Annotated in this window: 23 protein-coding genes; 9 read left to right on the top strand and 14 right to left on the bottom strand. The window is 73.1% G+C overall.

Features of this window, described 5'->3' with window-relative positions; genetic code table 11:
• Window positions 1-19 precede the first annotated feature (19 nt).
• Window positions 20-1,126: a PQQ-dependent sugar dehydrogenase gene (locus ACIA8L_RS13780; protein WP_395904221.1), complete on the bottom strand. Its 1,107-nt coding sequence runs from the start codon at window positions 1,124-1,126 to the stop codon at window positions 20-22.
• Window positions 1,127-1,230: 104 nt separating this feature from the next.
• Between ACIA8L_RS13780 and ACIA8L_RS13785 the strand changes: the two genes are divergently transcribed.
• A complete protein-coding gene (locus ACIA8L_RS13785; RefSeq protein ID WP_395904019.1) occupies window positions 1,231-1,428 on the top strand; it encodes a hypothetical protein in 198 nt (65 codons plus the stop codon).
• Here the strand turns inward: ACIA8L_RS13785 and ACIA8L_RS13790 are convergent.
• A complete protein-coding gene (locus ACIA8L_RS13790; RefSeq protein WP_395904021.1) occupies window positions 1,391-1,519 on the bottom strand; it encodes a hypothetical protein in 129 nt (42 codons plus the stop codon). The two genes, ACIA8L_RS13785 and ACIA8L_RS13790, sit on opposite strands and share 38 nt — an antisense overlap.
• 41 nt (window positions 1,520-1,560) lie before the next feature.
• Complete coding sequence (locus ACIA8L_RS13795; RefSeq protein ID WP_395904023.1) at window positions 1,561-2,721, bottom strand: glutamate-cysteine ligase family protein; 1,161 nt, start codon at window positions 2,719-2,721, stop codon at window positions 1,561-1,563.
• 114 nt (window positions 2,722-2,835) lie between these two features.
• Here ACIA8L_RS13795 and ACIA8L_RS13800 point away from each other — a divergent pair, with 114 nt between their 5' ends.
• From ACIA8L_RS13800 to ACIA8L_RS13815, 4 genes are all read left to right on the top strand, one after another.
• On the top strand, window positions 2,836-3,336 hold the full coding sequence (locus tag ACIA8L_RS13800) for a hypothetical protein (RefSeq protein WP_395904025.1): 501 nt from the start codon (window positions 2,836-2,838) through the stop codon (window positions 3,334-3,336).
• 83 nt (window positions 3,337-3,419) lie between these two features.
• Window positions 3,420-4,253 carry a hypothetical protein gene (locus ACIA8L_RS13805; protein ID WP_395904027.1) on the top strand — a complete coding sequence of 278 codons (834 nt, stop codon included), beginning with the start codon at window positions 3,420-3,422 and terminating at the stop codon, window positions 4,251-4,253.
• An 87-nt stretch (window positions 4,254-4,340) separates the two neighbouring features.
• A complete protein-coding gene (locus ACIA8L_RS13810; RefSeq protein ID WP_395904029.1) occupies window positions 4,341-5,144 on the top strand; it encodes a zinc-binding dehydrogenase in 804 nt (267 codons plus the stop codon).
• An 8-nt stretch (window positions 5,145-5,152) separates the two neighbouring features.
• On the top strand, window positions 5,153-5,551 hold the full coding sequence (locus ACIA8L_RS13815) for a MerR family transcriptional regulator (protein WP_395904031.1): 399 nt from the start codon (window positions 5,153-5,155) through the stop codon (window positions 5,549-5,551).
• Here ACIA8L_RS13815 and ACIA8L_RS13820 read toward each other — a convergent pair.
• From ACIA8L_RS13820 to ACIA8L_RS13830, 3 genes are read right to left on the bottom strand one after another with little or no spacing between them, the layout of a single operon-like run.
• Entirely contained in the window at window positions 5,517-6,515 is a 999-nt protein-coding gene (locus ACIA8L_RS13820) for an ABC transporter substrate-binding protein (protein WP_395904033.1), read from the bottom strand. The two genes, ACIA8L_RS13815 and ACIA8L_RS13820, sit on opposite strands and share 35 nt — an antisense overlap.
• Before the next feature lie 14 nt (window positions 6,516-6,529).
• Entirely contained in the window at window positions 6,530-7,300 is a 771-nt protein-coding gene (locus ACIA8L_RS13825) for an amino acid ABC transporter ATP-binding protein (protein ID WP_395904035.1), read from the bottom strand.
• Window positions 7,300-8,262, bottom strand: a complete 963-nt coding sequence (locus ACIA8L_RS13830) for an amino acid ABC transporter permease (RefSeq protein WP_395904037.1) — start codon at window positions 8,260-8,262, stop codon at window positions 7,300-7,302. The genes ACIA8L_RS13825 and ACIA8L_RS13830 overlap by 1 nt, the downstream gene beginning before the upstream one ends.
• Before the next feature lie 109 nt (window positions 8,263-8,371).
• On the opposite strand from ACIA8L_RS13830, the gene ACIA8L_RS13835 reads away from it, so the two are divergent.
• A complete protein-coding gene (locus ACIA8L_RS13835) occupies window positions 8,372-9,058 on the top strand; it encodes a GNAT family N-acetyltransferase (RefSeq protein WP_395904039.1) in 687 nt (228 codons plus the stop codon).
• A gap of 36 nt (window positions 9,059-9,094) precedes the next feature.
• Here the strand turns inward: ACIA8L_RS13835 and ACIA8L_RS13840 are convergent, their stop codons facing one another.
• Window positions 9,095-10,006, bottom strand: coding sequence for a hypothetical protein (locus ACIA8L_RS13840; protein WP_395904041.1), 912 nt, complete (start codon window positions 10,004-10,006; stop codon window positions 9,095-9,097).
• Window positions 10,007-10,123: 117 nt separating this feature from the next.
• Between ACIA8L_RS13840 and ACIA8L_RS13845 the strand changes: the two genes are divergently transcribed.
• Both ACIA8L_RS13845 and ACIA8L_RS13850 read left to right on the top strand, forming a co-directional pair.
• On the top strand, window positions 10,124-11,254 hold the full coding sequence (locus ACIA8L_RS13845) for an FAD-dependent oxidoreductase (protein WP_395904043.1): 1,131 nt from the start codon (window positions 10,124-10,126) through the stop codon (window positions 11,252-11,254).
• 7 nt (window positions 11,255-11,261) lie between these two features.
• Entirely contained in the window at window positions 11,262-11,711 is a 450-nt protein-coding gene (locus ACIA8L_RS13850; RefSeq protein ID WP_395904045.1) for a MarR family winged helix-turn-helix transcriptional regulator, read from the top strand.
• 5 nt (window positions 11,712-11,716) lie between these two features.
• Here the strand turns inward: ACIA8L_RS13850 and ACIA8L_RS13855 are convergent, their stop codons facing one another.
• From ACIA8L_RS13855 to ACIA8L_RS13885, 7 genes are all read right to left on the bottom strand, one after another.
• Entirely contained in the window at window positions 11,717-13,426 is a 1,710-nt protein-coding gene (locus tag ACIA8L_RS13855) for an ABC transporter ATP-binding protein (protein ID WP_395904047.1), read from the bottom strand.
• Entirely contained in the window at window positions 13,423-15,087 is a 1,665-nt protein-coding gene (locus tag ACIA8L_RS13860) for an ABC transporter transmembrane domain-containing protein (RefSeq protein ID WP_395904049.1), read from the bottom strand. Before ACIA8L_RS13860 ends, ACIA8L_RS13855 begins: the two co-directional genes overlap by 4 nt.
• 40 nt (window positions 15,088-15,127) lie before the next feature.
• Complete coding sequence (locus tag ACIA8L_RS13865; protein WP_395904051.1) at window positions 15,128-15,604, bottom strand: hypothetical protein; 477 nt, start codon at window positions 15,602-15,604, stop codon at window positions 15,128-15,130.
• Window positions 15,605-15,652: 48 nt separating this feature from the next.
• Window positions 15,653-16,843: a chromate efflux transporter gene (gene chrA, locus ACIA8L_RS13870; RefSeq protein ID WP_395904053.1), complete on the bottom strand. Its 1,191-nt coding sequence runs from the start codon at window positions 16,841-16,843 to the stop codon at window positions 15,653-15,655.
• Window positions 16,840-17,223 carry a VOC family protein gene (locus ACIA8L_RS13875; RefSeq protein WP_395904055.1) on the bottom strand — a complete coding sequence of 128 codons (384 nt, stop codon included), beginning with the start codon at window positions 17,221-17,223 and terminating at the stop codon, window positions 16,840-16,842. Before ACIA8L_RS13875 ends, chrA begins: the two co-directional genes overlap by 4 nt.
• Window positions 17,220-17,972: an ArsR family transcriptional regulator gene (locus ACIA8L_RS13880; protein WP_395904057.1), complete on the bottom strand. Its 753-nt coding sequence runs from the start codon at window positions 17,970-17,972 to the stop codon at window positions 17,220-17,222. The genes ACIA8L_RS13875 and ACIA8L_RS13880 overlap by 4 nt, the downstream gene beginning before the upstream one ends.
• Before the next feature lie 414 nt (window positions 17,973-18,386).
• On the bottom strand, window positions 18,387-19,616 hold the full coding sequence (locus tag ACIA8L_RS13885; RefSeq protein WP_395904059.1) for an aspartyl protease family protein: 1,230 nt from the start codon (window positions 19,614-19,616) through the stop codon (window positions 18,387-18,389).
• 59 nt (window positions 19,617-19,675) lie between these two features.
• Between ACIA8L_RS13885 and ACIA8L_RS13890 the strand changes: the two genes are divergently transcribed.
• Window positions 19,676-20,599, top strand: a complete 924-nt coding sequence (locus ACIA8L_RS13890) for an NADP-dependent oxidoreductase (RefSeq protein WP_395904061.1) — start codon at window positions 19,676-19,678, stop codon at window positions 20,597-20,599.
• The last annotated feature ends 24 nt before the right edge of the window (window positions 20,600-20,623 follow it).

The raw sequence follows: 20,623 nt of genomic DNA on the forward strand, positions 1-20,623 counted from the left end.
CGTCAAGTGGCGCCCGCGCTCAGCCGAAGCGCAGGATGCGGTCGTCGCCGTCCTTGGGCTGGCCCCGGCCGTCACGGTTGGACGTGGTCAGCCACAGGGAGCCGTCGGGGGCGGCGACGGCGGTGCGCAGCCGGCCGTACTTCCCGGTGAACTCCGCCTTGGGGGTGCCGACCTGCTCGCCGTTGAGCGGGACCGTCCACAGCCGCTGGCCGCGCAGCCCGGCGACGTACAGCGTGTCGCCGATGATGGCCGCGCCCGACGGTGAGGCGTCGTCGGTCGGCCAGGTCACGAGCGGGTTCGTGAACTTGCCGCCCTGGGTGTCGCCCTTGCCCTCGACCGTCGGCCAGCCGTAGTTGGCGCCGGGCTTGATCAGGTTGACCTCGTCGAACGTGTCCTGACCGAATTCGATCGCCCACAGCCGGCCCGCGGAGTCCCACGCGAGGCCCTGGACGTTGCGGTGGCCGAGGCTGTAGACCGGGGACCCGGCGGTGGGGTTGCCGGCCGCCGGCTTGCCCTCCGGGGTGAGCCGCAGGATCTTGCCGTTGGGCTTCGCGGGGTCCTGCGCCAGGCCGCGCTGGCCGGCGTCGCCGGTGCCGACATACAGCTGGCCGTCCGGGCCGAACGCGATCCGCCCGCCGTTGTGGATGCCGGCCTTGGTCAAACCGCTGAAAACGACTTCGGGGGTACTGCCCGTGAGCCGGAATCGCACGATGCGGTTGTCGGAGGAGCTGGTGAAGTACGCGTACACGTACTGGTCCTGCGCATAGTTCGGCGACACGGCCAGGCCCAGCAGCCCGCCCTCGCCCTGCGCGGACACCCCCGGCACCTGGAACACCGGCTTCGCGGCGCCACCGGCCGCCGGGACCTGGACGATCCGCCCGGTGTTGCGCTCGGCGACGAGGGCGTCCCCGCCGGGCAGGAACGCCACCCCCCACGGCACGTTGAGGCCGGTCGCGACCTCCTGGGGTCGGCTCAGGTCCGGCGCCTTGGCCGCGGCGCCGCTGCCGACGGGCGCGCTCGGCGCGGCCGCACTGCTCCCGGGGGCCGCCGGGGCCGCCGAGCTCTGCGGCCGCGGCTCCGGGTCGCCACTACAGCCGGCCACCAGGACCGCGGACAGGACTGCCATCACACCGACTCGCACCAGCACAATTGTAGAAGAGCGTCGCGGACGGGCGTCGGTTCCCGATTCATGTCCTATCGGACTTGTAGGAATTGAGCTACGCTGACGGCATGACGTCGTTCGTCGTGACGCGTGTCGTGAACCGCGTCGTCCGCATCGCGCACCAGCTCGTCGGGTTCGGCGTGGACACGCCGCCGGAGGCACATGTGTGGGCCGAGCTGTCGCCGGATCGCGCCCTGCACCGGATCACCCACCAGACCGAGCTGGACTTCACCGCTTACGCTCCAGGGCGACCAGTTGCCAGGTGACGGCCACGCCGGCGAGGACCCAGAAGCCGAGCTCCCAGTGCAGCACGAGCGCGACCAGGGCGGCCGCGAAGAGCAGGACCGCGACCGCCATCACGACCCTGCCCTCCGGTTTGCCGAGTACTCCTATCGAACTTATAGCATATTGGCACGACGGAAGCGGCTCTCGATCGCGCCCTGAACCTCCTCGACGAGCGGCCCCGGCAGCCCGTCGCGTTCGAGGACGCGCAGTGCCAGATCGGCCACCGGGAGTACCCCCGCGGCAATTGAGGCATCGGTGAGGCCGTAACGGGCCGCCTCGACCCACCGGCCCACCGTCGGTGCGGCCAGGTCCCGGGCCGCCTCGACAGTTGCCGGGTCGGACACGAGCGCCGACAGCACGGCCACCGGGGCGAACCAGTCGCCGCCGGGCTGGGCGTCGAGGTAGCGGACCTCGAGGTGGCCGCCCGGGCGCACCAGGGGGAAGAGGGTGCGCAAGTGGTAGTCGAGGTCGTCGAAGGTCGGGCGGCGCGACAGTGCGCCACCGATCCAGTCCGCGAACGTGACCCCGGCCGGGACGTTCCAGCTGGCGCCGGGGCGGCGCACGCACAGCAGCGGCGCGCGCACGGCGTAACGGGCCCAGGCCGCGGCCGGGTCGGGCCCGGTCGGGAGGGCGCCGGCGCGGGCGGGGTCGATCCCGTACCAGGCGCGCATGCGGGTGGACGCCCAGCCGGTGTCGCGGCCCGCGTGGACCGGCGAGTTGGCGAACAGGGCGAGCAGGATCGGGCCGAGCTCGTGCACGGCGGCCCAGCGGGCGGGCAGCTCCTTCGCCGGGCCGGCGGGCAGCAGGGGCCGCAGGCCGGCGGCGCTGTACATGAGGGTCCGCCCGTCCCCGCCGCGGCGGGCGAACGCGGCGGCCATCGCCCGGTAGCGTGGCGACGAGAGCACCCGGCGGGGCGCCCGGTGCGGGTCGATCCCGAACCCGGCGAGCCGCAGGCCGCTGCGGGTCACGTCGAGGTCCAGCCGGTCGAGCGCGGCATGCCCGGCTTCGTGCAGCCGCTCGAGGTCCGGCTGCGGCGGCACCGCGAGGGTCACCTGCCCGCCGGGACCGAGGGGCCGGGACGGCAGCAGCGCGGTGAGCGCGGCCGCGCCGAGGGGCCGGCTCGGATGGTCGGCGACATGGACGAGATGCTCGATCTCGACGCCTAAGGACGCTGGTGGGCCGGTCTTGAAGCAGATCGACGCGATGTACCCCTCCGCGTCCTCGATCCGCCCGATCTCGGCCTGCGCGACAGACGCGTGGGCTGTGGTCGTCATGTCCGGATGCTAACCCCGTCGGCAGCGCAAACGCACTACCTGTTCATCGACAAATACTGTCGGTAAGATAGGTTGTCCGCACGTCCGGCTCACGACAGGTATAGCCTGTCTTCTATGGCCGTCCGGAGGATGCCGCCCGCACCGATCATCGCCGCCGCCGTGGTGCTCACCGCCCTCACGTCGTGCCAAGCGTCCGACGCCCCCACCGCCGCGCCAACCCCCACCCGCCCGGCCACGGCCTCGTCCACGGCCCCGCCGCCGATCCCGTCCTCGGCCATACCGTCCCCCGCCCCGACCGGCCCGTGCGCCACCGGCACCTGCCGGCTCGAGGTCAAGGTCGGCGATGCGGTCACCGTCCCGGACCGCTACGGCCTGGGCCCGATCCAGATCACGGCGATCACCCCGTCCTCGGTCGAGATGACCGCCCCGCTGACCGGCTCCGGCTTCAGCGTCACCGGCTGCTCCGGCGGCGGCGGCGTCTCCTCCCAGGGCGGCGGCGGGGTCGCCCTCACGTGCCGCCTCAACACCCCCGGCACCATCAACAACGCGATGATCCTGGAGATCGCCGAAATCCACGCCCCCACCGCCGTCCTCACCATCAAGCCCGCCGGCTGAGACCTTCGCTCCTCCGCTCTACGATGATCGCCTCGCGGGCCGTCGCATGGCGCGAAGCGGCGAGCGCGTCGAAGGGGTGAGGGTTGGCCGGGCTCAGCATCGTCGTGTGCCTTCCGCCGGAGGCATCGGCGGACGTCGTGGCCGCGATCGACCGGGCGATGGCGCCGTTCGAGGCGCAGCGCGGCTATCCCCCCGAGCGGGACCAGTGGGATCGGTGGGCCGTCCAGGGCGGGGCCGACGGCTTCGGGTTCCGGGTGCGGCCGGGTTTCGAGAACGACCCGCGTCTCATCCACGACCAGCCCCATTGGCGGCTCGGGCCGCAGCCCAGCCCGGCCGGCATGTGTACCGGCGGGCCGCGTGAGCTGCTCGACCTGGCCGGGCCGGGCGCCGAGGCGGAGGTCGCGGCCGGGCGGCTCTGGGACCTGTACCACGAGCTCCGCGTCCAGCTGCCGGCTCCCCGGCCGCGGGCGCACTTCGTGGCGCGGCCGGAGAACCAGGTCCCGCACCTGCCCGTCGGGCGCAACGCCGATGGCGAGTACCACCTGCTGCCGGACCCCGGCCAGGAGCGGGCGGAACGGCAGTACGGTGCGCAGCCGCTGGTGCGAGCGCTCCGGGCGGCGCCGTACTACGGCGCCGGGGTGGTCGGCCGGTTGCCGGAGATGCTGCCGTGGTTCGACCTGCCGCGCCCGGCCTACGTGGCCCGCCGGGCCGAGGAGGCGCTGCGGCAGTCCGAGCTGCTCACGCTCGACGGCTGGTGGATCGAGTGGAACTCCGCACCGGTGCACGGCGCCTGCGAGAGCCATACGACCTGTCCGCACGATACCGGCCGTGATCGGTGGAGCCGGGCGGACATGGCCGCCTACCTCGAGCACCTGCCCGATGGCGTCATCATCGTCCAGCTGCACTGCAAGGTGTGAACGGCCGGCCGGCACCCGACCGGTGCCGCGTCGCGTAGCCGCTGGGCTTGACCCTGCCGTGGGGGTCAGGGTTTAGCGTCCCCGGCCATGACCCACGTCGTCGTTCGCAACCACTACCTGGCGCTCGGCGCCTTCATGCACGCCGGGCCGCGCACCGCGAAAGCCCTCGGCGAGATTGTTGTTTCAAACGATGCGCGATTCCCCGTTGGTACTGCCGTGACGCACCGCTCCCCCTGGGCGTCCGAAGTCGCCGTCGACCCGGCGGCGCTGCGCCCGGCGCGGCTGGATGATCCGCTGCGCCACCTCGGCGGTGCGTTGACGGCGCTGACGGGGCTGCGGGCGGCCGGGCTGCGGGCGGGTGAGACGGTGTACGTGACGGGCGCCGCGGGCGGGGTCGGTAGCGCGGCGGGGCTGGTGGCCCGGGCGCTCGGTGCGGGCCGGGTCATCGGCAGCAGCGGCTCGGCGGCCAAGGTCACCGCGCTGACGTCCGAGCTCGGCTACGACGCCGCCTTCGACCACAGCGCGGAGCCGATGGCCGCCGCCCTCGACCGCCTGGGCCCGCCCGACGTCGTGTTCGACACGCTGGGGCGGGTCGACGACCTGGTCCCCGCGGTCGGCCCGGGCACCCGGATCGCCCTGTGCGGGGCCCTGGCCCAGCAGCTCGGCGGGGCCGCGGACCCGCGGCTGGACCTCAACACCGTCATCTTCAAGCGCCTGTCGCTGCTCGGCTTCACCGGCGACCCGGGGCTGGAGGCCGACCTGGACCGGTTCTGGCCGCTGCCGCTGCCGCACACGATCGTCGACGGGCTCGCCGCGGGCGAGCGGGCCCTGGCCGACCTGGTGGCCGGGCGGCACACGGGGCTGGTGCTCGTGCGCGCGCATTCGGCATAGTCGCGGGCATGCGGATCGGTGAGCTGGCCGAGCGGGCCGGGACGACGGTGCGGGCGCTGCGGCACTACGAGGCCGAGGGGCTGCTCACGAGCGCCCGCGCGGCCAACGGGTATCGCCGCTACCCGGACTCGGCGGTGCTGCGCGTGCGCAACATCCGCGAGCTGCTCGCCACCGGGTTCACCATCGGCGACGTGCGGGCGTTCCTGCGCTACCTCGACGCCGACCTGCCGCCGGTGTTCGGCGACGGCGGGACGTGCGCCGTCGCGATGCGGGTGGCCGGCGACCGGCTGGCCGACCTGCGCGCCCGCATCGCGACGCTCACCGAACTGCACGACACCCTGGCCGCGCGCCTCGGCGTCCAGGCGCTGTGCCCTACGCGTTCGACTTCGGCAGGCCTGGCGGGTTGATCTGGGAGGTGTCGACGGCCTCGTTCTCGAGGCCGTAGGCGGCCAGCCAGGCCTGGTACTGACCGTTCTTGATCAGGTAATTGATCGCGTCGCCGATGGCCTTGATCAGGCCGTTGTCCTTCTTGGTGGTGGCGGCGATCAGGCCCTGGAGGGTCTCACCGGCACCGGAGAACACGCCGGCGTTGCGCACGGCGTCGGCGGTGCCTTTGGTCTTGCTGATCTGGAAGGCGATGCCGGGGTTCGGGCCGAAGTAGGCGTCGATCTGCCCGGAGACGATGGCCTTGAAGGTGCTGGGCGTGTCCGCGAAGTACTTGATGTCCAGGGTCTTGCCCTCGGCCTTGAGCTTGTCACCCCAGGCGACCAGGATCTTCTCCTGGTTGGTGCCGGCGCCGACGGCGACCTTGAGGCCGGCCAGGTTCTTGTAGTCCTTGTTGAAGTCCCACTTGTTGCCCTCCTTCACCGCGAAGCCCAGGTTGTCCTGGCGGTAGGAGGCGAAGTCGTACTTCTCCTTGCGCTGCTCGGTGTCGGTGATGTTGGTGAAGCCGACCTCGTTCTTGCCGGAGTCGATGCCGACGAACAGGTTGTCCCAGGTGTCGTTGCTGAACTCGGCCTTGAGGCCGAGGACGGCGGCGACGAGGCGGCCGAGGTCGGGCTCGGCCCCGGTGATGGTCTTGTCGTCGTCGCCGACGAACGCCAGGGGCGGGAAGCCGGTCGGCAGGGCGCCGATGCCGATGTTGAGCTTGCCGTCGGACTTGATCGCGTCCGGGACCTCGTCGGCGATGCTCTGCTGCCGCTCGACCTTGATGTCGGCCGGCTTGCCGATGCCCGAGGCCTGGGCGGCGATGCGCACCGATCCCGCGGTACCGCTGCCGCTTTCCGCATTCGCTTTGTCTTCGCTGCCGCAGGCGGCGACCCCGCCCAGGAGCAGTAAGGCGATCGTGGCGGCCGCAATGGGTCTGGACATCGTTCTCCTCGGATTCATGTCAGCACCTTCGAGAGGAACTCGCGGGTGCGGGTCTGCTGCGGGTTGTCGAGGACCTGCGCGGGCGGCCCCTGCTCGACGATCACGCCGTCGTCGATGAACACGACGGTGTCGGCGACCTCGCGGGCGAAGCCGATCTCGTGCGTGACGATGATCAGCGTCGTGCCGCTCTCGGCGAGCCGGCGGATCACGGTGAGCACCTCGCCGACCAGCTCGGGGTCGAGCGCGGACGTCGGCTCGTCGAACAGCACCAGCCGCGGCTCCAGCGCCAGGGCGCGGGCGATCGCGACCCGCTGCTGCTGGCCGCCGGAGAGCTGGCGCGGGTACGCGTCGCCGCGGTCGCCCAGCCCGACCCTGGTCAGCAGTTCGATCGCCCGGGCGTAGGCGTCCGGCCGGCTCAGCCGCTTGTGCGCGATGAGCGGCTCGGCCACGTTGTCCCGGGCGGTCAAGTTCGGGAACAGGTTGAAACTCTGGGCGACGAAGCCGATCCGGGTCCGCTGCCCGCGCACCGCCCGCTCCGGCAGCTCGTGCAGGTGCGTGCCGCGGACCTCGACCCCGATGAGTTCACCGTGCACGGCGACGTAGCCGAGGTCGGGGCGCTCGAGGTGGTTGATGGTGCGCAGCAGGGTCGACTTGCCGGAGCCGGACGGGCCGAGGATCGCCACGACCTCACCGGGCCGCACGGTCAGGTCGACGCCCTTGAGCACCTGGCGCTCGCCGAACGACTTGTGCGCGTTACGGATCTCCAGGGCCGTGGCCGCGGTCATCAGAACCCTCTCCTGTTCAGGCGGACGAACCGGCGCAGCTTCTGGATCGGCGTCAGGGGCAGCGCCCGGGCCCCGCCGCGGGCGTAGAACCGCTCCACGTAGAACTGCCCGATCGAGAGCACGGCGGTGATGACGAGGTACCAGGCCGCGCCGACGATGAGGATCGGCACGATCGACTCGGGGTGGCGGGACTCCAGCACGAAGACGGCGCCGAAGAGGTCGAGCAGCGACACGTAGTACACCAGGGAACTGGCCTTGACCAGGCCGACGAGCTGGTTGCCGTAGGCCGGGACGATGGAGCGCAGGGCCTGTGGAAGTACCACCCGCCGCAGTTGCCGTGCTTTTGACAACCCGAGCGCGTTGGCCGCCTCGATCTGGCCGTGTTCGACCGAGAGGATGCCGCCCCGGATCACTTCGGCGGCGTAGGCGGCCTCGTTGAGGCTCAGGGCGATGACCCCGATCGCCAGGGGTGTCAGCGACGAGGTCTGGACCTCGGCGAACACCGGCCCCCAGGGGATGCCAATGCCGAGGCGCGGGTAGAAGTACGAGAAGTTGAACGTGATGATCAGCAGCAGGGGCAGCGGCAGGGCCCGGAAGAACCACACGTAGGCCCAGGCCAGCCCGGCCAGCAGCGGGTTGGTCGAGAGCCGCCCGAGCGCCACGACCACGCCCAGCAGCAGGCCGAACACCGCGCTCAGCCCGACGACCTTCAGCGTCACGACGACGCCGTCGAGGATCGACTCGCGGGTGAAGTAGGGCCAGAACTTGTGCCATTCGTAATGGGTGTTGGTGAACACGCCCACGATGAACTGGGCCAGCACCACCAGCACGACCGCGCTGACGAGCCAGCGCAGCGGCCGCCGCCGCGGGGTGACCCGGCGCCCGGTGAGCTGCGGGTCGAGCTCGACGGCCCGGCCACCGGCGGCCGGTGCTTCGGGTTTGAGGGTCAGTGGCTCGGCCATGGCAACGGCTCCATCGGGGTGTCACGGTCTGAATCGCTACTGGAACGGTAGGGATTCTCGCGGTATGTTGTCAATCCCGATCGGGTTACTAGTATTTAAGAGGCGCTCAATGAACGACGACACGGTGCTCGACAACCCGGCCTGGCACGCACTGAACGGCCCGCACGCCCGCTTCGCCGAGACCTACGGCACAGTCCGCCGCTACCACCCCGACGTGTCCGTCTTCACCGGCCTGCCCGACGAGCGCGACGAGACGACCTGGAAAGACCTCGCCGCCCTGGCCGGCCCCGGCGTCGAGGTCCCGCTCAGCGGCGCCGACGTCGCCCCGCCGGCCGACTGGGAGCAGGTCGCGCTCGGCACCGGTGTGCAGATGCTCGGCCACGGCGTCGACGCCGCCCCCGACCCCGAGGCCGTGATCCTGGGCGCGGCCGACGCCGCCGAGATGGCCGACCTGGTCGCCCGGACCAACCCCGGCCCGTGGCGCGCCCGCACCTTCGAACTCGGGACCTACCTGGGCATCCGCCGCGACGGGCAGCTGGTCGCGATGGCCGGCGAGCGCCTCCACCCGCCCGGCTGGACCGAGATCAGCGCCGTGTGCACCGACGCCGCCCACCGCGGGCAGGGCCTGGCCGGCCGGCTGGTCCGCGCGGTCGCCCACAACATCCGTTCGCGCGGCGACCGGGTGCTGCTGCACGCGGCCGCCTCGAACACGGGGGCGATCCGGCTCTACGAGCAGCTGGGCTTCCACTTGCGGCGGCGCACGACGTTCGCGGTGTACCGGACCCCGGGCCTTTAGCTTCCCGGCGGTCGCGGCACTCGGCCCGCTCCCCGCTCACCAGTCGCGGACGTCGTTGACGCCGCCGGCGAGCTGCTCCCGGGCGGCGGCGAAGGCCCGGCCGTGCTCGGCCTCGGCGTAGTCGACGATCGCGTCGAGGGCGTCGAACAGCTCGTCGCGCTCGACGGTCTCGACGAAGGTGCCGTTGGCGGCCTCCGGCACCCACACCTTCTTCATGGCGGCCGCGTATTCGGCGGGCACGCTGTGCAGCTCGAGCTGCGCCAGGTCGGGCACCGCGGCGGTCGACAGACAGTCCCCCGCCACCATGCCGAACAGGTCCACGACGAACAGCGACCTGAGTTTGCGCAGCCGGTTCAGCCCGTCGGCTCCGCTGAGCAGGCCGAGGTTCCCGGCCAGCCGCAGCCGCACCGCGTTCGGGAAGAGGCCCGCGAGGTCATGGCCGTCGGCGGCGTCGATCCGGTCGACGGAGACATTCCAGAGCTCGGTGAGCGGCTCACCCCGGGCGACGAGCTCGGCGAGCTCATGGCCGAAGAACGACCGCCGGCCCGGATGGTGCGTGATCCGCTCGCCGCGGTCCCACCGCCGCTGCGACGCCAGCTGATCCCCGATGTACCAGCCACCCGAGTAACTGTTCGACTTGCCGTCCTCCAGCAGCGGCGCGTTGCCGAGCACCTTGTAGCCGCGCGGGAGGAGCCACTCGTAGTTGCGGTAGGAGAGCCGGCCGCTGTGGGCGTGGTGGGTCAGCGTGAGCTCCCGCAGCTCGCCGAGGTCGGCCAGCGACGACGGCTCCGGCCCGGACCAGTCCAGCTCCAGCACCCCCGTCGTCCGCCCGGCCGGATCGAGATTCGTCACCTGCGCCGCCGTCCACTCCCCGAGCTCCTCGGAGTAGGCCGCGACGACGTCCCCGGGGGCGACGGCCCGCGGCGGAAGGCGCTCCCGGTGCCCCATGCGCGGGGTGCTACCGCAGCCATGATCAGCGCCGCTCGGCCGCGTTGCGCCGGCCGGGCGGAGTGTGGCGGCCGCCGACCATTGCGCAGTGTTATCTTAATGGCTAAGGTTTTGTGCATGGCGATCGAGGTGGCTGTGGTCGGGGCCGGGTTGGCTGGGCTTTGTCTGGCGCAGCGGCTCCTCCGGAGCGGTGTTGATGTGCGGGTGTTCGAGCGGGACCCGGGGCCGTTCGTGCGGCGGCAGGGGTATCGGATCACCGTCGACAGTCACGGGCTGGGTGCCTTGCGGGACAGCCTGCCCGCGGAGCGGTTCGAGCGCGCCGTGGCCGTCGCCGGGGCGCCCGGCGGGTATTTCCGGTTCACCAACAGCAAGCTGCGGGACGCGTTCAAGCTGAGTTTCGCGGCGACCGACGAGTCCGGGCGGCAGATGGATCGGCAGGTGCTGCGCTCCATCCTGTTGCAGGGGCTCGAGGACCGCGTCCACTATGGACAGGCGGCGGTCGGTGTCGAAGCGGGCCCGGAGGGGTTGCGGCTGCGCTTCGTCGCCGGCGGTACCATAGCGGCGTCTGTCGTTGTCGCAGCGGACGGAGTCGGCTCGGCGTTGCGGTCGGCGATCGCGCCCGGAGCCGAGCCGGTCGACTCCGGAGTCGCCGGAATCTACGGGCGGACACCCCTGGCGAAAGCCGGGCTGCCGGTCGCGCTGGAGAAGAGCGGGGTCCTCGCACTCGGTGACGAACCGGGGCGGGCCGTCTTCTTCACCGCCATGCGATTCGGCGAGCCGCAGCCGGACGGCGACTACGTGATGTGGGGTGTGGTGCTGCGGCCCGGGGAGGCCGCGCGCGAGCTACCCGACCTCGTGGCCGGGTTCCACCCGCTGATCCGGCGGCTCATCGACCACGCCGACGCCGACGCCACGGTGCTGAGCCCGTTCGCGGTCGGCCGGCGGCCCACCACCTGGGCCCTCCCCGGCGCGACGGTCATCGGTGACGCCATCCACGCCATGCCCCCGTTCGGCGCACACGGCGGCAACACCGCCCTCCGGGACGCGGCACTGCTCGGCGGGTACCTCACCGACGGCCGCCCCACCGCGGAAGCCCTCGCCGCCTATCAACGCGAGATGCCCGCGTACGCCTTCAAGGCCGTCGACACCGCGGCCGGCATGATGCGCCGCCTCACCAGCGGCGGGAAGCTGTCGCACCTGGTCCTGACGCGCGTCCTGCCGCGGCTGCACCGGGTGACCGTTCCATAATGGGCGCGTGGAGGATCGGGAGCGGGCGACCGCGGCGTTCATGCGGGCCGGCCGGGAGTCGTCCCGGCTGTCGGTGCTGTTCCGGCACGCCCTCGCGGCGCGGCTGGGGCTGACCGTCACCGACATGGAGTGCCTGGACTTTCTCATGGACAGCGGGTCCGCGACGGCGGGACAGCTGGCCGCGCAGACCGGGCTCACCACCGGCGCGATCACCAGCCTGATCCGCCGCCTCACCGACGCCGGCTTCGTCACCGCCGAACGCGACCCGGCCGACCGGCGCCGCGTCATCGTCACGCTCGTCCCCGAACGGGTCGAGGAGGGCGGCCGGCTGTACGCCGGCTTCGGTGCCGCCGTGCACGAGGTCATCGCCGGCTACAGCACCGACGAACTGCGGTTCCTGGCCCGGCACTACGACACGATGAGCGCCGTCTACCGCGCCCAGCTGTCCAGCCTGTGACAACGTCAGCCGTGCCACTGGCGCCAGAGGCGGGCGTACGGGCCGTCGCGGGCGATCAGGTCGTTGTGGGTGCCCAGTTCGATGATCCGGCCGGCGTCCATCACCGCGATCCGGTCCGCGTCATGCGCGGTCTGCAGGCGGTGGGCGATGGCGATGACCGTGCGGTTGTGCAGGACCGCGGCCAGCGCCCGCTCCGCCGCCCGGGCCGCGCTCGGGTCCAGCAACGCGGTCGCCTCGTCCAGGATCACCGTGTGCGGGTCGGCCAGCAGGACCCGGGCCAGGGCCAGCTGCTGGGCCTGGGCGCCGGTGGGTGGGTGCTCGCCCAGGTCCTCGTCGAGGTCGTGGGCCCAGTCGGCACCGACGGTGCGGAGGGCTTCGGCCAGGCGATCGTCCTGTGCGGGTACCAATAAATTGTCCCGGACGGTTTCGCGGAAGACGTGATGCTCCTGGGTCACCAGCACCACCTGCCGGCGCAGCAGGTCCGGTGGGAGGTCGGCCACGGCGACGCCGCCGACGGTGACGGTGCCGGTGTGCGGGCGGTCGACGCCCGCGAGGAGGCGGCCCAGGGTGGACTTGCCGGCGCCGGACAGCCCGACGACGGCCAGCCGCTCGCCGGGCTGGACGGTGAGGTCGACGTCGTGCAGCACGTCCGGGCCGCCGGGGTACGCGTAACGCACGCCCCGCACCTCGATCCGGTCGCTGTCCGGGGTGGCGGTCGCGGTCGCCGGGGCGGGCGGGACGGCGGCCAGGCCCTCGACCCGGGCGAACGACGCGCTGCTGCTCTGCAACTGCTCGAGCCAGATCAGGATGCTGTCCATCGGGCCGATCAGCTGGCGCAGGTACAGCGCGGCGGCGACGATCGTGCCGAGCGTGATCCGGTCGTTGAAGTACAGCAGCCCGCCGATCAGCAGCACCAGCACGACGGGGACGTTGTAGGAGCCTTCCGCGGCCGGGAAGTACACCGACCGCAGTCGCAGGGTCGCCAGCCGGCTGCGTTTCGTCCGGGCGATCGCGGCCCGCCCGACGGTCAGCCGGGATTCGTGCAGACGAAAGGCTTCGATGGTACGGGCACCCGCCGCCGTCGCCGCCAGCTCCTCGGCCAGCTCGGAGTTCGCCGCGCCTTCTTCGAGGTAGGCGGTGCGGGCGCGGCGCAGGTACCAGCGGCCGGTGACCACGATCCCGGACAGCCCGAGCAGGCCGGCCACGCCGAGCCGCGGGTCGAGCACGAACAGCGCGCCGACCAGGAACAGCGCCTCCATCGCGGCGATGAACACGCCGGGCAGGATGTCGCGCAGGGTGCCCGCGACGGCGTCGACGTCGGTCGTGCCGCGGGCGGCGAGGTCGCCGGGCGGCACGCGCTCGATGACGGACGCGGGGAGGTTGAGGGCCCGGCGCAGGAATCCGGTGCGGATACGGGCCGCGGTGCGCTCGCCGAAGCGGTACCCCAGCAGCAGTGCCGTTCGCGCGAGCAACGTCTGCGTCAGAGCGCACACCAGCACCGCGGCCGCCAGCAGGTCGATCCGGCCAGCCGTGCGCGACCCGGTGACGGCGTCGATCATGCGGCCGAGCAGGTATGGCGGGCCCAGCGCGGCCACCGCGGCCAGCACGTTGAGCAGCAGGACGGCGGCCGCGGACCCCTTGTCGGCCGCGATGAGCCGCCGGGCCGCCCGCACGACCGCCCGGTTGTCGGCGATCGGCAAGGTCGGCGTGCTCACAGCGCCTCCTGGGCGGCGGAGAAGGTCCGGCTCACCAGGTCTCGGTAGCCGGGTTCGCGTTCCAGCAGCTCACGGTGGGTGCCGGAGGCGGCGACGCGGCCGTCGACGAGGTAATGCACGACGTCGGCCCGGTCCAGCAGCACCGGTGATGTCGTCGACAACAACGTCCCCCGGCCGGTGCGGGCCGCGGTCAGGCGTTCGGCGATCGCCGCCTCCGTGTGCGCGTCGACGGCCGAGGTCGGGTCGGTGGCGAGGAGCATCTCCGGGTCGGCGGCGAGGGCCCGGGCGAGGCGGACCCTCTGCCGCTGCCCGCCGGAGAGGTTGCGGCCGTCGCGTTCGACGCGGTGGTCGAGCCCGGCGACGTCGGTCGCGACCGCGGCGTGGATCGCCCGCCGGACCGCGTCCTCGTCGACGCCGCCGCAGCCGGCGACGACATCGCGCAGCGCCCCGGCGAACAGGTCGGCGTCGTGCTCGGCGACGAGCACCCGTTCGCGGACGGCGGGCTTGGCAACGCCGGCGATGGGGTGGGGACCCCAGGTGGCGGCGGTCGGGCCGTAGCGGCCGAGCCGGTCGATGATCAGGGCCGCGTCGTGCGGGCGGGCCGAGGCCAGCATGGTCAGCCGCCCCGGCTCGGCGGACACGCCGGACTCGGGGTCGCGCAGCACCGCCGGTCCGTCGGGGGCCGCGCCGGTGCCGGGCGGCTCGACGGGCAGCCGCAGGAAGGCGATGACCCGCCGGGCCGCGATGACGCCGCGGCTGACGTCGCCGGCGCTGAAGATGAGCATCCAGGTGGGCACGACGAGGATCGCCGCATACCCGTAGACGGCCACCAGTTCGCCGGGCGTGAGGTCGCCCCGGACCGCGAGCCGCGCCGCGAGCCAGGTGACCCCGGCCAGGAACACCGTCGGCAGTCCGTCGCCCAGGGCCGTGATCCAGCTCAGCGGCCCGCCCATGCGATAGCCCTCGGCCCGGACTTCGTCGGACTGCTGGGAGTACCGTCGCAAATGGCTGTCCTTGCCACCGAGTCCATTGAGGATCCGCAGGCCGCCGAGGACGTCGACGAGCCGCGTGGCCAGCCGCCCCTGCTGTTCCCGATACTCGCCGCCGGCCGAGTTGAGCCGCCGCAGCAGCGGTCCGAGCCCGAGCGCCAGCACCACCACCCCGGCCGCGACGACCAGCGCGATCATCACCGACACCCGCACGAGCAGTGTCATGACGACCGCGTAGGCGACGACCGCGCCGACGCCGGGCCCGGTCACGGTCAGCGCCCGCGCGACGAGCCACACGTCCCCGATGCCGATGGTGACGACCTCGCCGGCGGTGACCCGCCCGGGCAGCGCGGCCCCGAGCTCCACCCCGTGGGCCATGACCGCGTCGGCCGTGCGCAGCGCCCCGTCCAGCCGGATCTTGGTCATGGTCCGGTGCCGCAGGATGCCGAGCACCGCGTTGGCGACCCCGACCGCGAAGATTGCGCCGGCCCAGACGAGCAGCGGCCCGGCCTGCCGCGGCCGCAGCCCCCGATCGACGGCCTGCGCGATGAGGTACGGCGTGATCACGAGGCTGATCATCCACAGCGAGCTCCACAGCCCACCGAGCGCGACGCGCCGCTTCTGCCGCCACGCCAGCCACCCCAGATACCGCACCGGCCCCCGTGTCCACATACACCCATCATGTCCGATGGGCGAGCGCGGCCCGAAGCGGTTATTCCCCCGTTCGATTGACGGCCAGCAGCGCCCGCACGACCGCCGCGTGCACATCGGGCAGCGCGAGCACGCTGCGCACGAGGAGCACCTCACGGTCGGTGTGCGCGACGGCGTCGATCCCGGGCTGCTCCACCAGCGCCGCTTCGAGCCCGTCGACGGCCACGTCGGCGTATGAGCTCACCACGTCGTCCAGCCCGGCGACGGTGTTGAACCCGTCCTCGTCGACCGGCTCCAGCTCGCCCACGCCGACGATCCACCGCAGGTCCTCGACATCGAGGCGTTCCCCCGCGATCCGGGACACGGGCCGAGCGCCAACCAGCGCGTCCCCGACCGGATCGGCACTCGACGGGTCCAGCCGCACGGGCCGGGGCGGCGTCCGCCGCAGCGCCACATTGATCAGCGCCCAAGCAATGACCCCAAGGGCCAGCAGCAGCCGTGGTACTGCCAGCAGCACCCGCAACACCCGCCCGCGCACTACCGCACGATCCCGCACCCGCTTCGGCCACGCAAGCGCGCCCGGCGCTCAGTGCGGCAAGGGGCCGCCGGCGAGGACGATGACGACGCCGGCCGCGGCCGCGGTGAGCAGGGTCAGGACCGGGCCGCGGCGCAGGGCCAGCAGGAGCACGGCGGCGCCGGCGAGGACGGCGAACTGCCACAGTTGGGTGAGCGCCAGCGCGAGGGGGATGGCGGATCCGAGGATCGCGCCGATCGCGGCCGGGCCGGCGCCGTCGAGGAACGCGCGGACCGTGCGGTTGCCGCGGAGCCGGTCGAAGCGGTGGGCGCCGAACAGGATGAAGGCGAACGACGGGCTGAACGCGACCGCGGAGGCGAGCAGACCGCCGGCGATGCCCGCGGCGGCGTACCCGACCACGGCGACGGTCTGCACGACCGGACCGGGCGTGATCTGGCCGAGGGCGACGGCGTTGAGGAACTGGGCGCCGGTCATCCAGTGGTAATGGTCGACGGCGTCGGCGCGCATGAGGGGGATGATGACGAAGCCGCCGCCGTAGGACAGGGCCCCGACCTTGATCGCCACCCAGGCCACGGCCGGCAGCACACCCCCGGCGATGCCGGCGGCGGCGAATACCGGCAGGCCGGCGGCCGGGCGGCGCGGGGCCGGGACGCGCTGGGCGACCCCCTCGGCGATGCCGAGGGCGACGAGGAGCAGCACCAGCCACGGTCCGATCGTCGCCGCGGCTATGGTGCCGAGCGCCAGGTACAGCACCCAGCGCCGGCGGCTGCTCTGCTGCGGGGCGCGCCGCCAGCCGGCCGGGATGAGGCTGACACCGGCCTGGACGGCGACCGCGGCGACACCCGCGCCCGCGCCCGCGCCGGCCGCTCTCACCCAGGTCGGCGGGTCACCGCGGAGGAACAGCACGGCGAGGGCCAGGATGACGACGAGCCCCGGGACGATGAACGCCGCCCCGCCGACGAGCGCGCCCGCGCGGCCCCGGACCCGCCAGGCGCAGAAGATCGCCAGCTGGGTCGAGGCCGGGCCGGGCAGCAGGTTGCAGGCCGCGATGGCGTCCTCGAACTCCTGCGGGTCGAGCCACTGACGGTCCTCGACGCACAGCTTGCGCAGCAGCGCGATGTGGGCCGGCGGGCCGCCGAAGCCGAGGCAGCCGATGCGGCCCCACTCCTTGAGGACGGTACCCAGACCCACGACCGTCCGGCCGCCGCCCGCCGAGGTCTCCGCCCGCGGTGCACCACTCATGCGCCGGCCGGCTGGAACAGCTCGATCGGGTTGCCGGCCGGGTCGTCGAGGACGATCTGGCGGCCGCCGGGCCCGTCGACGACACCGCTGCGGAACGTGACGCCGGCCGAACGCAGCCGGGCCACCTCGGCGTCGATGTCGGCGACGATCAGATGGATGCGGTTCCAGCCGCCGGGGTGCGGGACCCGCCCGTCCGGCATCGCCCGCCCGGCCGAGCTGGCCGGGCCGGACAGCAGCAGCCGCAGGTTGCCGCGCAGCACGTCGGCGAACGCGGGCGGGAACGCCGTGTTGACGGTGAAGCCGAGGTGCGCGGTGTAGAAGTCGACCGCGGCCGGCACGTCGTCGACCAGGTAGCGCACGCTGACGGTGGCGTCGGTCATGATCCCTCCAGGGTGTGCAGCAGGTGCTCGATCCGCTCGGTGAGCTCGTCCGCGGTCCGTTCGAACGCCGCGCGGCCGTCGGGCTCCGCCGACGGGTCGGCCATGCTCCAGTGCGCGGCGACCGGCCGGCCGGGGAACTCGGGGCAGACCTCCCGGACCCGGTCGCACAGGGTGATGACCCGGTCGAACCGCTCGCCGCTGAACACGTCGAGGTGCTTCGAGCGGGCGGCCCGCAGGTCGACGCCGCGCGCGGCCATCACGGCCACCGCGTCCGGATGGACCGGCTTGGGCCGGCTGCCCGCACTGCACGCCACCACGACACCGCCGGACCGCGACCGCAGCAGCGCCTCGGCCATCTGCGACCGCGAACTGTTCCCCGTGCACAAGAACAGGACCCGCGCCGGCCCGGCAACCGCCGCCGCACCCGGCGCCCGGTAGCGCAGCGCGGGGTGCAGCGAGCCACCGGCGACGGCGAGCAACTGCCCGCAGCGGACCAGGTCGAGCCGGTAGTAGACGTCCCGCCCGTCGGCGGCGCTGCGGCGGGTCCGCACCAGCTCGGCGCTGCGCAGCACCCCCAGGTGATACGACACCAGGCTCTGCCGCTCACCGACCGCCGCCGTGAGCTCGTGCACCTGCCGATCACTGCCGGCGAGCGCCCCGAGCAGCCGCCACCGCACCGGATGCCCGGCCGCGGCCAGGAACACCGGCGGTTCGTCTCCTCCGGTCACGCCCACGCCCTCAGAATACATCAAACTAGTTTGATGCAAAATCCGGCCGGTAATAATCGAAAAGCGTCAGAACGAGGGGATTCCGGGGCCGCTTCGCTCCCGCCCCGGGCAGGGGGCTCACCGCCCCCTGCACCCCTGCCACGCGCTCCGGTCGCCGCCATCGCGCCCGGGGACGTCGCCGCACCCGGGGACGTCGCGCCCGGGGACGTCGTCGCGGCCTCTCCGATCAGCTCGGGCAGTGGACGGCGGCGCGGGTGACCGATCTCGATCCGGCCCGGCGGAGCCTGGCGTCCTGGACCACCGCCGGGGCATCCGGACGTTCGGGCCGCGCAACGCCGTGCACGCGCCCGCATCCGCCCCGCACGCCGGCGCCGCCGGGGCCGTCCCGCAGCCCGCGCGGGCAGACCCGCCCCGGCCGACGGTCTGCTCAGAGCCCTAGCTGACCGACACCCGCATCGCCGCGTAGTCGAAGGTGACCTTGAAGCGCTTCAGGTACTCGTGCGTGAAGTTGGCCATCGCGTCGAAGCCGAACATCGCCGACTGGCCCGGGCCCGGTAGGCCCGGCCAGACCGCGGCCACCGCGTTGCCGGGGATGTTGCGGGCCCCGACGCGGCCCAGGGCCATGCGGTCGGGGCGGATCGGGTAGACGTCGACGCCGTTCACCTGCTGTGGGTGGGCGTAGTCGACCTTGATGCCGGCCCGTTCGGCGATCTCGGCCGTCGTGTCCAGGCCGTGGGCTATGCCGCCCGAGTCCAGGGTGACGATCCTGGGGCCGTAGCCGCCCAGCGTGCCCAGCGTGCACGGGAAGTGGTCGCCGGCCAGCCAGAGCGGCAGCGGGTTCGTCGTGTAGGGGGCGGGCTCGTCCTTGCGGCGCAGCAGCAGGGCGCCGCCGGTGTAGTCCAGTGTGGACAGCAGGTGGTACAGGACGGTCGTGCCCAAGACGCCGGTCGGGGGTGTGCCGTCGGGCAGGGTCGGCAGGTCGGTGTCGACCCACTGGACGGGGAGGTTGCGCAGCTCGATGTCGCCCAGGCGGAGGGAGCCCAGGATGCCGAAGGAGATCGTGACCGGGTGGTTGCCCAGGACGCCCTCGGCCGTCGCCAGGACCTGCAGGCCCAGGCGCTCCGCCTCCGGAGTCGACAGCGTCAGGGTCGCGTAGGTGTCGATCAGCATCGTGCGGGGCGGGCCGCCGTTCAGGGACACCGGCACGTGCGGGAGCGGGTCCAGTCCCAGGAACGGCACGCGGGTGCGCCTGGCTCCCAGGACCTGCCAGGGGTGGGGGCCCAGGTTGGAGTACACCCGGGAAAGCGGGCCGTCCATGAGCGGGACCGCCTGGTCGTAGCGGTCCTGGCGGACGTAGGACTCGGCCAGCCGGCGGCGGGCGAGCGGGTCGCTGCCGGCGATGGGTCCCAGGAACCGTTGGACGTCGGCGAAGCGGTTGTGCAGCAGGGCGATGTAGCCGCGCTGGGCGAGGGCGTGCGGGTCGTAGGGGTCGGCGCGGAGGCGGTGGGCGTAGCCGCGGTCGGCCTCCGCGAACCGGCCGTCCCGGAAGAGCACGTCCGGGTCGGCCGCGGCGGACGCGGCGGCGGGTGCGGTCCAGAGGGCTCCGGCGATCGCGGCGCCTCCGAGGAGTACCCCCCGCCGCTTCATCTGTTTGTGATCTGTCATGGAGCCGATCAAACAGACGGGGACGTATCCGTGGCGTCACCATCGTCTATTGTGAACGCGTGCTGGGGGTCGTCGCGGCCGCGCTTGGCGGGCCTGAGGTGTTGCAGGTAACGGAGCTGCCCGATCCCGTGGCGGGGTCCGGCCAGGTCGTCGTCCGGGTCCGCGCCGTGTGCGTGCACCCCGCCGACGTCGCCTCCACCACCGGGGAGATTCCGCTCGGGCCGGTGCCGACGCCGTTCCTGCCGGGCTGGGACATCGCCGGCGAGGTCACCGCGGTCGGCCCCGACACGACCGAGTTCCAGGTCGGGGACCGGGTCGCCGGCATGGTCCCGTGGTATCTGACCCGGGGTGCACCGGGTGGCTACGCGGAGTACATCGCGGCCGACACCGGCTGGCTGGTGCCGCTGCCCGACGGGCTCGACTACGCCGCCGCGGCCACCGTGCCACTCAACGCCCAGACCGCTCACCAGGGCCTCGCCCTCATCGCCCAGGGCCTGTTCCCGCCCGGCACCAGCATTCTGATCACCGGGGCCAGCGGCGGCGTCGGCGGCTTCGCGACCCAGCTCGCCGTCCAGAGCGGCTACCGCGTCCTGGCCCAGGCCGGCGACGGCGACGAGCAGTGGGTGCACGGCCTCGGCGCGGACGTCGTCATCCCCCGCTCCACCGACCTGGCCACGGTCGGCCCGGTGCCGGCGGTGTTCGACGCGGTCCCCGTCGGCCGGCCCGCGGCCGCCGCCGTCGAAAACCGCGGCGTCGTCGTCGCCACCCGCCCCACGCCGACGATCGTGCCGTCCCGCGGGGTGCGCCAGGACCTGCAGCTCATCCGCCTCGACCGAGCCCTGCTGGCCGACCTGGTGGCGCAGGTCGCCGCGGGCCGGCTGCTGACCCGTGTCGCCGGCACCGTGCCGCTGACCGAGGCGGCCGACGCCCACCGCCGGGTCCTCGCCGGCGGGCTGCTCGGCAAGCTCGTCCTGACCCCGTAGAGTCCGGCGTTTGGGTGCTGCCCG

This window comes from Dactylosporangium sp. NPDC051541 (genome assembly GCF_044454505.1).
Classification (GTDB): Bacteria; Actinomycetota; Actinomycetes; order Mycobacteriales; family Micromonosporaceae; genus Dactylosporangium.